Annotated in this window: 10 protein-coding genes; 4 read left to right on the top strand and 6 right to left on the bottom strand. The window is 66.1% G+C overall.

Features of this window, described 5'->3' with window-relative positions:
• The first annotated feature begins 79 nt into the window (after nucleotides 1-79).
• Entirely contained in the window at nucleotides 80-550 is a 471-nt protein-coding gene (locus tag ACQ4N9_RS25730) for a universal stress protein (RefSeq protein ID WP_390967000.1), read from the top strand.
• Nucleotides 551-738: 188 nt separating this feature from the next.
• On the opposite strand, the gene ACQ4N9_RS25725 is transcribed toward ACQ4N9_RS25730, so the two are convergent.
• The 4 genes from ACQ4N9_RS25725 to ACQ4N9_RS25710 are packed head-to-tail and all read right to left on the bottom strand — an operon-like array spanning nucleotide 739 to nucleotide 5509.
• Nucleotides 739-1596 (bottom strand): efflux RND transporter periplasmic adaptor subunit, encoded by an 858-nt coding sequence (locus ACQ4N9_RS25725; protein WP_390966998.1) that lies wholly within the window; start codon nucleotides 1594-1596, stop codon nucleotides 739-741.
• Between the two features lie 10 nt (nucleotides 1597-1606).
• The gene (locus tag ACQ4N9_RS25720) at nucleotides 1607-1807 is read right to left on the bottom strand and encodes a DUF1656 domain-containing protein (RefSeq protein ID WP_008097766.1); all 201 of its coding nucleotides are present in this window, start codon (nucleotides 1805-1807) and stop codon (nucleotides 1607-1609) included.
• Nucleotides 1797-3974, bottom strand: coding sequence for an FUSC family protein (locus ACQ4N9_RS25715; RefSeq protein WP_390966996.1), 2178 nt, complete (start codon nucleotides 3972-3974; stop codon nucleotides 1797-1799). Before ACQ4N9_RS25715 ends, ACQ4N9_RS25720 begins: the two co-directional genes overlap by 11 nt.
• Nucleotides 3971-5509 carry an efflux transporter outer membrane subunit gene (locus ACQ4N9_RS25710; RefSeq protein ID WP_390966994.1) on the bottom strand — a complete coding sequence of 513 codons (1539 nt, stop codon included), beginning with the start codon at nucleotides 5507-5509 and terminating at the stop codon, nucleotides 3971-3973. The genes ACQ4N9_RS25715 and ACQ4N9_RS25710 overlap by 4 nt, the downstream gene beginning before the upstream one ends.
• Before the next feature lie 180 nt (nucleotides 5510-5689).
• On the opposite strand from ACQ4N9_RS25710, the gene ACQ4N9_RS25705 reads away from it, so the two are divergent.
• Complete coding sequence (locus ACQ4N9_RS25705) at nucleotides 5690-6637, top strand: LysR family transcriptional regulator (protein ID WP_125462652.1); 948 nt, start codon at nucleotides 5690-5692, stop codon at nucleotides 6635-6637.
• Nucleotides 6638-6773: 136 nt separating this feature from the next.
• Entirely contained in the window at nucleotides 6774-7748 is a 975-nt protein-coding gene (locus tag ACQ4N9_RS25700) for a 2-hydroxyacid dehydrogenase (RefSeq protein WP_390966992.1), read from the top strand.
• Between the two features lie 102 nt (nucleotides 7749-7850).
• On the opposite strand, the gene ACQ4N9_RS25695 is transcribed toward ACQ4N9_RS25700, so the two are convergent.
• On the bottom strand, nucleotides 7851-8753 hold the full coding sequence (locus tag ACQ4N9_RS25695) for a DMT family transporter (protein ID WP_390966990.1): 903 nt from the start codon (nucleotides 8751-8753) through the stop codon (nucleotides 7851-7853).
• Nucleotides 8754-9014: 261 nt separating this feature from the next.
• On the opposite strand from ACQ4N9_RS25695, the gene ACQ4N9_RS25690 reads away from it, so the two are divergent.
• Entirely contained in the window at nucleotides 9015-9890 is an 876-nt protein-coding gene (locus ACQ4N9_RS25690) for a helix-turn-helix domain-containing protein (RefSeq protein WP_390966988.1), read from the top strand.
• A gap of 90 nt (nucleotides 9891-9980) precedes the next feature.
• Here the strand turns inward: ACQ4N9_RS25690 and ACQ4N9_RS25685 are convergent, their stop codons facing one another.
• A complete protein-coding gene (locus ACQ4N9_RS25685) occupies nucleotides 9981-12383 on the bottom strand; it encodes a TonB-dependent siderophore receptor (RefSeq protein ID WP_390966986.1) in 2403 nt (800 codons plus the stop codon).
• Between the last annotated feature and the right edge of the window lie 118 nt (nucleotides 12384-12501).

Genomic DNA, 12501 nt, shown 5'->3' with positions numbered 1-12501 from the left:
CAGGCATTACCTCCCCTTGGGGGACCTGTTTTGCTGGCGATGAGGCCAGCACTGCCATCCATACTCCAAAGGATTGCCCATGCCCCACCCGGTCCTGATCGCCATCGACGCGTCCCCCGCCAGCCATGCCCTGCTCGACCTCGCCCGCCGCTACTGCCGCCCGGGCGAACACACCCTGCACGTGCTGCTGGCCATCGACGCGACCTTCGCCGTGCACGAGCAGCGCACGGCCTACACCGAGCAAGAGCTGGAGGAATATCCTGCCGCCTGCGACGAGCAGCAGATGGCTGAACATGCCGTCGGCAACGCCGTGAAGGCCCTGCGCGAAGCCGGCTTCGACAGCCTGGGCTGCATGGTCGCCGGCCAGCCGGAGGACGTCATCGTCGCCAAGGCCCGGGAGTTGGAGTGCGAGCTGATCATCATGGGGCACCGGCATCTGTCGCGGCTGGGGCGACTGCTGGATCCGTCGATCAGCGCCAAGGTGATCGACCGGGTACAGGTGCCGGTGTTGGTAGGCGTAACGACAGCGGTTAGCGGTAAATTGGTCTGAAAGCCGCCAGCAGCCAGGCTTGAGCGGATCCTGTGGGAGCGGGTTTACCCGCGAACACCGGCTAAGCCGGTGCCATGCACAGCGTTGCCAGCTTCGCGGGTAAATCGCAGCGGCGAACCGCCGCTCCCACAGGTCCCCGCTGAATCAACGGAAGATGTACTTACCGGTAATGAGGCCGTTACAGACAATCACTCGCTCGGCTTGACCACCACCGTACAAGTCGTCCCCGCCGCCAGCAGGTACCCCTCCGGCACCTCATCGATATGAATCCGCACCGGCACCCGCTGCGCCAGCCTTACCCAGTTGAACGTAGGGTTCACATCGGCGATCAACTCGCGGCTCTGCGGGTTGTCGCGGTCGTAGATACCCCGGGCGATGCTCTCCACATGCCCGCTGAGGCGCTCGCCGCTCATCATCTGCAACTCGGCCACGTCGCCCACCTTCACATGGGGCAATTTGGTCTCCTCGAAGAAGCCGTACACCCAGAACGAGTTTTCATCCACAACCGCCATCACCGCCTCGCCGGTGCGGGCGTAGTCGCCCTTGTGGATATTCAGGTTGGTCACGTAGCCGTCGACGGTGGCGACGATCTGCGTACGCTTGAGGTTGAGCTCGGCCGCCGCCAGCTGGGCCTGGGCCTGCTGGTAGTCGGCCAGTGCGGAGTTGGCGATGTTGCTGGCGTCGTCGCGGTTCTCCTTGGAGATCACCAGGTTGTCCATGTCGGCACGGCGCTTGGCGTTGACCTTGCGCATTTCCCAGGTGGCCTTGCGCGAAGCGACCAGCGCCTTGGCCTGGTCCACCGCCAGCTGGTAGTGCTCGGGGTCGATGCGGATCAGCACATCGCCCTTCTTCACCCGCTGGTTGTCCTTGACCGGTACGTCCACCACATAGCCCGGCGCGTCGGCGGCGACGTTGATGATGTCGGCGCGCACCCGGCCGTCGCGGGTCCAGGGCGTGGTCATGTAGTGCAGCCACAACTGGCGGCCGATCACCACGGCAGCGGTCAGCACCAGCAGGGTGGCGATCAGGCTGAAGAACTTTTTCATCGAAGGTTTCTCACCAGTAGAGCGACAGCGCCAGGGCGCCGAACAGGCAGACGAACAGGGAAAGGCGCAGCAGCGCCGGGTGCCAGAAGAAGCGATAGCCGTCATGGCTGGCAATGAACCGGTCGAGCCCCCAGGCCAGGCCCAGGGCGAACAGGAACATCAAGGTCATGGTGGGCATGTACACGCCATGGAAGGCGATCTCACGGGGCATCGTGCAATCCTTTCGCCGGGGCCAACGGCGACTGTGGGTCGAGCAGGGAGGTTCGGATGAAGTGCAGGTAGCTCTGCGCCCGGCGCAGCACCGAGGTGTCGAAGTGCCGGGCGAAGGGTTCGTCGGTGGCCTGCACCCGGCTGATGGCATGGTCCACTGCCACCAGGGCGCGTTCGTGGTTGCTGGCGCTGGGCTGCAGGAACAGCCGCGCCAACGCCCGGCCCATGACGCGGATGGCCTGGCGCCAGGGCTGCGACTCGGCATAGGCCGGATGCACCGGCGCGCGGGCCTGCTCCTTGCGCAGTTCGATGACGGCGTGGCCGATCTCCAGCACCGTGAACATCCAGCCCATCAGTTGGCTTTGCACCTGCGGCTTGCCGGCGGCCAGGCCATAGGCCTGGTGCAGCAGGTCGCGGGTGCGGCTTTCGAAGGCCGAGCCCAGGCCGCGCAGGCGCCCACTGATGGCGAACAGCACCTGCTCGCGCAGCTCCTGCTCCAGGCGGCTCCACAGCCAGCGGCTGTTGGGCGGCAGGATGATCGCCCCGGCCGCGGCGCAGACGAACATGCCGATGACCATGCCGATGTAGTCGTTGATGAAGGTGTAGGGGTTGTAGACAGTGAGGTTGTTGGGCACCGAGCCGATGGCGAAGAACACCAGCAAGCCCAGGCCATAGCCGGCGTAGGCCGGGCGTGAGGCGAGGAACGCACCGAGCACGAACACCGGCGCCAGCACCATGCACAGCAAGGGGAAGCCGTCGATCCAGGGGAACACGAAGAAGGTTTCGAAGAAGCCGATGAAGGCGCCGATCGCCGTGCCGCAGGCCATCTGGAACGACATGCGCTTGGGGTTAGGCGAGGCCGCCGACAGGCCCACGGTGACGGTGGCGATCAGGGTCATCATGGCGCCGCTGGGCCAGTCGCTGAGCAGCCAGTAGCTGCCCAGCAGCAACAGCACCGCCGAGGCGCGCACGCCAGCGGCCGCCGACACCAGCCAGCTGGTCTGGGCCACGTAAGGCTCGTCCCATTGCTCACGCTCGTGGCTATGCACGGCCAGCGAGGCGTGGGTCTCGGCGTAGCTGTACATCTCGTCGACGAAGCGGTAGAGCAGCTCGAAGGCCGTGTGGAAATCGAGCAGGTCGGACTCGCTGGGGTTGGTTTCCAGGTAGTCCGCCCGCAGCCCACGGACCTGGGCTTGCAGGCCTTCTTTATAAGTGCCCAGTTCAAGCGCCAGGCGCAGCGCATCGGCATCGGTCAGCGCACGCCCCACATAGGGTTGCAACAGCTCGGCCAGCGTCTCAAGGCCCGGCTCGATGGCGCCGACGATCTGCAGTGGGCCACGGGCGCGCAGGCGCTCCAGCAGCCGGTGCAGGGCGTTGAAGCGGGTGGTGATGGCCATGAACTCGCTGTTCATGCGGACCAGCCGGCCAGAGCGGCGGCGCATGTGCGGGTCTTCGAAGGCGGTGACGTTGCGCAGGCTCTCAAGCCCCACCGCCTCGGCGACGAAGCGTACGTTGCTGGTCTCGTAGCGGTCGCGCTGGCTGTCGCCGCGCAGCGCTTCCACCACCACCCCGGCGAAAGTGCCGAAGCGCTGGTACAGGGCGTTGCGCATGGCGGCGCTGGCCGACTGCGGCAGGATCGCGGCGCTGACGAAGGTCGACACCAGGATGCCCAAGGCGATTTCCAGCACCCGCCACACCGCGGCCATGAACGCCTGGTCGGGGTGCTCCAGCACCGGCAGGCCGATCATCGCCGCGGTGTAGCCGGCCAGCACGAAGCCGTAGGCGCGGAAGGTGCGGTAGCGCATGGCACCGGCCGAGCACAGGCCCACCCACAGGGCCAGGCTGGGCAGGAACAGCTCGGTGTTCTGCGGGAAGATCGCGATCAGCGCAACCATCATCGCCGAGCCGGCCAGGGTGCCGAGCACCCGGTAGAAGCTCTTGGCGAACACATGGCCGCTTTGCGGCTGCATGACGATGAACACGGTGATCATCGCCGTGCGCGGCTGCGGCAGCTCCAGGCGCATGGCCAGCCACAGGGTGATGAAGGCCGCGGCCAGGACTTTGAAGATGTACACCCAGGTGACGCCGTCGGTGCGCGCCCAGGCGAAGAAGCCCCGGCGCCATTCCAGGCTCTGCAGCCAGCGCAGGGGCAAGCTCAGTGCGCTCATTGGGCGTGGTCCGCGTGGTCGAGGAGTTTGTCGACCACCGTCAGGGCGGCCGGGGTCTTCGGTGCGGCCTGGCGCTGTTCATCCGGCACGTCCTTGCCAGCTTCCAGGCCGCCGCCCAGGGCGGTGACCAGTTCGGCATGGGCGATCAGGCGCGCGGCCTGCACTTGCTGTTGCACCTGTTGCTGGCGGAACAGCAGGGTCTGGGCGTTGAGCACGTTGAGGTAGTCGGTGAGGCCGCGTTGGAAGGCCACGGTGGCGATGTCGTAGGTCTTCTGCGCGGCAGCCACGGACTCGGCGGCGAAGTGCGCCTGCTCGTGCATCGATTCGCGGCGGATCAGCTGGTCGGAGATATTCTTCAGCGCGCCGATCACCGTCTGGTTGTAGCGCGCCACGGCCACGTCATAGCCGGCCGAAGCCACGCCCAGCTGCGAACGCAGGCGGCCACCGTCGAAGATCGGCAAGCTGATCGCCGGCCCGACGTTGTAGTTGAACTTGCGCCCGGTGAGGAATTCCAGCGGGCCGCCGCCGGTGGCCATGAAGCCGAGGCTGCCCACCAGGTCGACATTGGGGAAGAAGCCGGCATGGGCCACATCGATGCCGCGCGCCTGGGCGGCGACCTGCCAGCGGCTGGCGACCACGTCGGGGCGCTGGCCGACCAGTTCGGCGGGCAGGTTCGACGGCAGCTTGAGCGGCGCGCCGAGGGTCAGGCTTGGCCGCTGCAGTTTGCCGCCCTCCCCTGGGCCCTTGCCGGCCAGGGCCGCCAGCTGATTGCGGGTCAGGGCGATTGCTTCGTTGAGGCTGTCGATCTGGCGATGGGTCTCGGGCAGCGGCGCTTCGGCCTGGCTGACCTCGAAATGGGTGCCGATGCCACCGTCGAGGCGGCGCTTGGCCAGGGCGACGATCTGCTCCTGCTGGGCCAGCTCGGCCTGGACGATATCGCGCCGGGCAAACTGCAGGCTGAGCTGGATGTAGCTGCGCACCACGTTGTTTTCCAGCTCCAGCTGGGCCTGGCGCGCCTCGGCGACGCTCATGTGGGCCTGGTCCACGGCCTGCTCGCTGGCATTGCGTTCACGGCCCCACAGGTCCAGCGCGTAGCTGAAACCGATGGCGGCGTTGTTGTCCCAGGTGTTGGCACCAGACAGCGCGCCGGGGCCGTAGAACTGATCCTCGGGCCAATTGTGGCGCTTGAGCGAGGCCTGGCCGTTGGCCTGGAACTGCTCGGCCGACTCGACCACGCCGGCCATGGCCTTGGCTTCACGCACCCGTGCAGCGGCCATGGCCATGCTCGGGCTGCCCTGCAGGGCCAGCGCTACCCAGGCGTTCAACTGTGGGTCGCCATAGGCGCGCCACCACTGCTGGGCCGGCCAATGGGCATCACGCGCCGCCTCGCCAATGGCGGCGTCGGTGGTCAGTTGGTTGGCTTGGATTGTCTTGCTTTGCGGGGCAATGCCCCAGGTTCCGATACAGCCGCTCAAGGACAAGCTAAGGGCACAGGCACTGAGCGCTCGGAGCGCTCCGATGTGGCGACGCGGCACAGCTGCGATTTCCCGAGGAAGAGGTGGAGGGGCTGGGCCATTCTAGGGGTGGCTTTCATTGGCGATAAGCGCATATTCCTGCGAATCTTTGTTACCAAAACAGCGATAATCCGGCTTTGGTCGAACGTGCATTCACGTTACTTCATGTCACAATTTTGTCCTCTAACCCGAGAGTGACCCATGGACACCCTGCAAAACATGCGTGCTTTCAGTTGTGTGGCCCAGCTCGGCAGTTTCACTGCCGCCGCCGTGCAGCTTGATACGACCACCGCGAACGTCTCGCGCGCGGTCTCCAACCTGGAAGCCCATCTGCAAACCCGCCTGCTCAACCGCACCACCCGGCGCATCGCGCTGACCGAAGCAGGCAAGCGCTACCTGATGCGCTGCGAACAGATCCTCAGTTACGTCGAGGAGGCCGAAGCCGAAGCCAGCGATGCCCACGCCCGCCCTGCCGGGCAGCTGAAGGTGCATTCGATGACCGGCGTGGGCCAGCACTTCGTGGTCGATGCCATCGCCCGTTACCGCGAGTCGCACCCGGACGTGACCTTCGACCTGACCATGGCCAACCGTGTGCCCGACTTGCTCGACGAGGGCTACGACGTGTCCATCGTGCTGGCCACCGAGCTGCCGGACTCGGGCTTCGTCTCGCAGCGCCTGGGCATCACCTACAGCATCGTCTGCGCCTCGCCCGAATACGTGGCACGCCACGGCACCGCGCACAAGCCGGCCGACCTGCTCAAGCATTCGTGCCTGCGCATGGTCAGCCCGGTGATCCCGCTGGAGAAGTGGCTGTTCGACGGCCCCGAAGGCCAGGAGCTGGTCAACATCACCACCTCGCCGTTCCAGGTGAACTCGGCCGATGCGATGAAGACCGCGATCCGCAGCAGCATGGGGGTTGGCGTGCTGCCGATCTATTCGGCCATCGATGCCCTGCGTGACGGCAGCATCGTGCGGATCATGCCCGACTACCGCCTGCAGGAGCTCAACCTGTACGCGATCTACCCGTCGCGCCAGTACCTGGATGCCAAGATCAAGACCTGGGTCGAGTACCTGCGTAACTCGTTGCCGGAGATCCTGGCGGCCCATGAGGCAGACCTGAAGACCCACCAGGTGCTGATCGCCAACTGAAAAAGCTGCTGCATTGCGGGTGGGGACAATGGTAGGTTGCTAACCATTGATTTCAGCGTTTGGCAGACAGCCCATGGGAGGGCTTTGCCCTCCTTTCCTGCCTGACTCCCCATCTCCCGCCTTGCAGAGAAGCCCGATGAAAAAGACCGTCCTGGCCTTCAGCCGCATCACCCCCGCCATGGCCGAGCGCCTGCAGCAAGACTTCAACGTGATCCTGCCCAACCCGAAACTGGGCGACATCGCCGCCCAGTTCAACGAAGCCCTGCCCGAGGCCCACGGCCTGATCGGCGTGGGCCGCAAGCTGGGCCGCGCGCAGCTCGAAGGCGCGGGCAAGCTTGAGGTGGTATCGAGCGTCTCGGTCGGCTACGACAACTACGACCTGGCCTACCTCAACGAGCGCGGCATCGCCCTGACCAACACCCCCGACGTGCTCACCGAAAGCACCGCCGACTTGGGCTTCTCGCTGATCATGGGCTGCGCCCGCCGTACCGCCGAGCTCGATGCCTGGACCAAGGCCGGCCAGTGGCAGGCCACCGTGGGCCCGGCGCACTTCGGCAGCGACGTGCATGGCAAGACCCTGGGGATCGTCGGCATGGGCAACATCGGCGCGGCCATCGCCCGCCGTGGCCGCTTCGGTTTCAACATGCAGGTGCTATACGCCGGCAACAGCCGCAAGGCGGCGCTGGAGCAGGAGCTCGGCGCGCAGTTGCGCAGCCTGGATGAGCTGCTGGCCGAGGCCGACTTCGTCTGTATCGTGGTGCCGCTGTCCGAGGCCACCCGCAAGTTGATCGGCGCACGGGAATTGCAGCTGATGAAGCCCAGCGCGTTCCTGATCAACATCGCGCGCGGGCCGGTGGTGGATGAGGCGGCGCTGATCGAGGCGCTGCAAACCGGCACCATCCGTGGCGCCGGGCTGGATGTGTACGAGAAAGAGCCGCTGGCCGACTCGCCGCTGTTCAAGCTGCCCAACGCCCTGACCCTGCCCCACGTCGGCTCGGCCACCGCCGAAACCCGCGAGGCCATGGCCAACCGGGCGATCGACAACCTGCGCGCGGCGCTGCTGGGTGAGCGGCCACGGGATCTGGTGAATCCGCAGGTGTGGAAAGGCTGATAGTCGCTTACTGACCGGGCTGGCCCTATCGCCGGCAAGCCGGCTCCCACAAGGTCACAGTGATCGCTGTGGGAGCTGGCTTGCCAGCGATAGGGCCAACCCTCATTTCACTGCCAGTACGCCTTCGACCGGCTTCACTTTCGGCTTGCGAAACACCAGCACGTTCCCCGCCATCACCACCACCAGCCCCAGCAGCGCCGGCGCCGTCCACTGGTAGCCTTCGGCGAACGCCGACACATTCAGCGCCACCAGCGGGAACAGTACCGTGCAGTAGGCCGCGCGCTCCGGCCCCATGCGCCCGACCAGGGTGAGGTAGGCGGTGAAGCCGATCACCGAGCCCGGGATCACCAGGTACAGCAGCGAACCGATATAGCGCGTGTTCCATTCCATCTGGAACGGGATGCCGCTGACCAGGCAGTACACCGCCAGCATCGACGCGCCGTAGAGCATGCCCCAGGCATTGGTGGTCATGGGCTTGAGCCCGGCCCGCTGCTGCACGCTGGAGAGCATGTTGCCGGCCGAGAAACACAAGGTGCCGAGCAGCGCCAGGCCCAGGCCGTAGAGGGTTTCGCGGCTGGCGGCGTGGTGCGAAAGCTCCGGCCAGAACAGCAGCCCCAGGCCGAGCAGGCCCATGGCCCCGCCGCCGAGCACGTTGGCGGCAACCTTCTGGCCGAAGAAGATCCGCGCATTGAGGGCATTCCACAGGGTGGCGGTGGAAAACACCACGGCGATCAGGCCGCTGGCGATCCACTGGCTGGCGGTGAGGAAGCACATGAAGTTGACGCAGAACAAGCACAAACCCTGGGCCAGGCACACCAGATGGCCGCGCCTGTCCATCGGTTGCAGGCGCCGGGTAAGCAGCAGGATGGCGAACAGGATCAACCCGGCCAGGGCGAAGCGGTAGACGATCGACACCGGGATGGCGACCACGCCCAGTTGCAGTTTCAGGGCGATCCAGGTGGTGCCCCAGATCAGGACGGTAAGCAGGTAGAGCGACAGGTTCATGGCGACGGTTCCTCGGGCCTCTCAGAATCGGTGCCTGGCTCTTCGCGGGTGAACCCGCTCCCACAGGAATGGCGTCGCTGGCAAGGCTGGCGCTGATCCTGTGGGAGCGGGTTTACCCGCGAATCGAGGGCGCAGCCCTCGCCAGGCCTTCCAGTCTTCACCGGGGACCTGCTCTGCGCTTGCACAAACTTGCGCTTTTCCTCGACAGGTAGCTGCCAGCCCCTCGCCATCGCAGTACGATGGCCACCAGAGGACCCGCCCATGCCCGCACTCGATCACCTGCAAGTCTTCAACGCCATGCACGCCTCCCCCCACGCCCGCCTGGAGCTGAGCGCGCACCTGGGCGACGGGCTGGCGGCGGCGTTGTGGAGCAACCGTGACGATGCCCGCGACTACCAGGCCCCCAGCCACCACACCCTGTCCTGCTACATCGCCGACGGTACCGGCACCTTCCGCCGCCAGCGCCCGTCGGACAAGGGGTCGCCTGGCAAGCTGTGCATCATGCCCGCCGGCCACGAGTCGAACTGGGTGGTCAACGGCTCGATCCGCCTGGCCCACCTGTACATCAGCGAGGCGCAGTTCGCCCTGGGCTGCACCCGCCTGCTCGACCGTGAGCCACGGGAGATGCAACTGCGCGAGGCGACCTTTCTTGAAGACCCTGTGCAGGCCGCGCGCTTTCGCCAGCTGATCCAGCTGGACTGGGCCGAGCCCGGCGAACGGCTGCTGGCCAGCAGCCTGGGGCACGCCATCATCGACCATGCCGTCCTGCATCAGGCGGGGCTGCGCCAGGGGCTGAAACTCAAGGGCGGGCTGGCGCCGCACCAGCGCCGGCAGTTGGTCGAGTACATCGAGGCCAACCTCGACCAGCCGCTGACCCTGGGTGAGCTGGCGCTGCGCTGCAACCTGTCCGAATACCACTTTGCGCGGATGTTCCGGGCGAGCTTCGGTTTGCCGCCGCATCAGTACCTGCTGGCCCGGCGCCTGCACCGGGCGTGCGAGCTGTTGCGCCTGGGGCAACTACCGCTGGGGCAGGTGGCGTTGCTGTGCGGGTTTGCCAGTGCCAGCCATTTCAGCAACCGGTTCAGGCAGGCGTTGGGGGCGACGCCAGGGGAGTATCGGGCAGCCTTCAACAGCTGACCGTGGGCCCTCATCGCTGGCAAGCCAGCTCCCACAGGGCCCGTGTGGGAGCTGGCTTGCCAGCGATGGACCGCAAAGCGGTCCCCGTTTTTAGAACTCGAACGTACTCGACAGGCTCACCTGCCGCGCATCCCCCACCGCGACGAAGTAACGGTTCACCGCCGAGCTGTAATACACCTTGTCGAACAGGTTCTTCACGTTCAGTTGCAGTAGAACCTTGTGCTCGTCGAGCTTGGTCTCGTAGCTGGCAAAGGCATCGGCCACGGTATACGCCGGCAGGTCGAAGTCATTGGTCGCATTGCCGGCGCGCTCCCCCACATAGCGGGCGCCCGCCCCTACACGCAGGCGGTCGCCGCCAAGCAGGCTGCCGTAGTCATACACCGCCGACAGCGAACCACTGTGGCGCGCGACGTTCTGCAGGCGATTGCCTTTGAGGTCCGGGTCCTTGGTCACTTCGGCATCGGTGAAGGCGTAGGCGCCGATCAGGCTCCAGCGCTCGCTGAGCTGGCCGGTCAGGTCGAGTTCGACGCCGCGGGAACGCACTTCACCGGCATTGCTGTAGATGATCGTACCGGGCTGAGTGTCGCCGTCGGCCACCAGCACATTGCGCTTGTTGATATCGAACAGCGCCAGGGTGCCGGTCAACCGGCCCGGGATATCCAGCTTGGCGCCCAGTTCCCACGACTTGCCTTGCTCCGGCTCGATGCCTGAGTCGAGGGTGAGGGTCTGGCCACCGCCGATGCTCAGCGGCGCGATGGTCGAGTTGGGTTTGAACGACTCGCTGTAGCTGCCATAGAACGACAGTTGCTCGTCGAGCTTGTACACCAGGCCCGCATGGGGCACCCAGGTCTGGCCGCTGTTGTCGGTGTTGACGTTGAACGGGCGGCCACGGCCGGCGTACTGGTCGAACTGCTGGAAGCGCCCGCCGGCCACCAGGATCCAGTGATCGTCCAGGTGCCAGGCATCCTGCAGGAACAGCGAATCGCTGCGCAGTTCGTCGGTCTGGTCGCTGTCGCTGGCGCGCACGCTGGTGCCTTCCACTTCGCGGCCATAGACCGGGTTGAGGTAGCTGAAGGTCGAACGGCTGTTCTGGCGGATCAGGTCGGCGCGGTAGATCTTGCGGTCTTCGTGATCAACACCGACCAGCAGGTCGTGGCGCTGGCCGGCCAGCTCGACGTTGCCGTTAAGGCTGAAGGTGGCGAACTGGTCGCGGCTCATGGCGCCCTGGGTGCCGTCGATGCTGCGCGTCAGCGTGCCTTTTGCCTCGTTCACCCCAGTCACACGGACCTGGCTGGCATCGTAGGTTTCGCGGTTGAAGCTGTAGCCGAAGTGCGCTTTCCAGTCGTCGCTCAGCTGGTGATCGACCTCCAGGCGGTACAGGTCGGAGCGACCTTCCATATCGTTGAACGGCTCGTCGAGACGGCGGCTGGCGGGAATGTTCAGCGGGTGCCCGTCACTGCCGAAGGCGGTGCCGCGGTCGAACGGGTAGCTGAACTCACGGTGCTCGTAGGCCAGCACCACCTGGGTGGCTTCGCCCAGCCAGGCGAACGACGGCGCCACCAGCGACTCGCGGTGCACGCCGAAATTGCGCCAGTAGTCTTCGTCTTCATGGTCGACGATCAGCCGATAGGCGAAGTTGCTGTCGCCCAGCGCGCCGGTGCTGTCCAGGCCGCCGCCGCTGCCGTTCTTGCCACTGCCGTAGCTGGAGCCGCGCAGGGTGACGGCGTTGTACTGCTCAAGCTGCGGGCGCTTGCTGACCACGTTGATCACCCCGCCCGGGTCCTGGATGCCGTACAGCAGCGAAGCGGGGCCCTTGAGCACCTCGACCCGCTCGGTGCTGGCGTTGAGGGCGCGGCCCTGCACGATGGGCATGCCGTCGCGCATGATCGAGCCGTCGCGGTTGTCGCCGAAGCCGCGCTTCATCACGGTGTCGGCGGTGCCGCCGAAGTTGTTGCCCTGGGTGATGCCGCTGACGTTGTACAGCGCATCGTCGAGGTTGCGCGGCGCCTGGTCGCGGATCACTTGCGCGGGCACCACGTTGATCGCCTGGGGGATGTCCTGGGTCGGGCCCTGGCCGCGCATGATCGAGGCGCTGGCCGGGGGCTGGTAGCTGTAGTCGTCGGCCTGGGAGGTAACGGTGGTGGCTTGCAGGTTCACGGCCCCTGAGGTGTCGGCCGGTTCGAGGGTCAGCGTGCGGCCATCGACGCGGCGCCAAGCCAGGCCGGAGCTGCCCAGCAGTTGCTGCAGGGCCTGCTCGGCGCTGAACGTGCCGTGCAAGGCCGGCGCCTGCAGATCGGGCAGCGCCAGGGTGTAGACCACGCTCTGCCCGGTGGTGCGGCTGAAGGCGTTGAGCGCCTGGGCCAGCGGCTGGCTCGGCTGGGCGAAGGCATAAGCCTGGCTCTGCTGCTCGGCCATCGCCTGAGGGACCATGGCCAGCACCGACAAGGTGCTGAGGCCGAACCAGAGCGGGACGCAACGCGGGGTGAACTTCATGGACGCTGACCTGTGAGAGGGATGATCTTTTGCGAATGAATCGCACTTCCACTCACTACACGGATGTCGCGAACGGATACCTCACCGTCCTGGTGAAAAAAGTTGAGCTCGCCTGCGC

Source organism: Pseudomonas sp. ES1 (genome assembly GCF_050586605.1).
Classification (GTDB): Bacteria; Pseudomonadota; Gammaproteobacteria; order Pseudomonadales; family Pseudomonadaceae; genus Aquipseudomonas; species Aquipseudomonas sichuanensis.
This window is presented reverse-complemented; position numbering and strand designations above follow the sequence as displayed.

Coding starts and splice junctions, on each gene's coding strand:
- ACQ4N9_RS25695 (WP_390966990.1), bottom strand. CDS start 8,753: ATGAACCTGTCGCTCTACCTGCTTACCGTCCTGATCTGGGGCACCACC.
- ACQ4N9_RS25725 (WP_390966998.1), bottom strand. CDS start 1,596: ATGAAAAAGTTCTTCAGCCTGATCGCCACCCTGCTGGTGCTGACCGCT.
- ACQ4N9_RS25730 (WP_390967000.1), top strand. CDS start 80: ATGCCCCACCCGGTCCTGATCGCCATCGACGCGTCCCCCGCCAGCCAT.
- ACQ4N9_RS25705 (WP_125462652.1), top strand. CDS start 5,690: ATGGACACCCTGCAAAACATGCGTGCTTTCAGTTGTGTGGCCCAGCTC.
- ACQ4N9_RS25715 (WP_390966996.1), bottom strand. CDS start 3,974: ATGAGCGCACTGAGCTTGCCCCTGCGCTGGCTGCAGAGCCTGGAATGG.
- ACQ4N9_RS25690 (WP_390966988.1), top strand. CDS start 9,015: ATGCCCGCACTCGATCACCTGCAAGTCTTCAACGCCATGCACGCCTCC.
- ACQ4N9_RS25685 (WP_390966986.1), bottom strand. CDS start 12,383: ATGAAGTTCACCCCGCGTTGCGTCCCGCTCTGGTTCGGCCTCAGCACC.
- ACQ4N9_RS25720 (WP_008097766.1), bottom strand. CDS start 1,807: ATGCCCCGTGAGATCGCCTTCCATGGCGTGTACATGCCCACCATGACC.
- ACQ4N9_RS25700 (WP_390966992.1), top strand. CDS start 6,774: ATGAAAAAGACCGTCCTGGCCTTCAGCCGCATCACCCCCGCCATGGCC.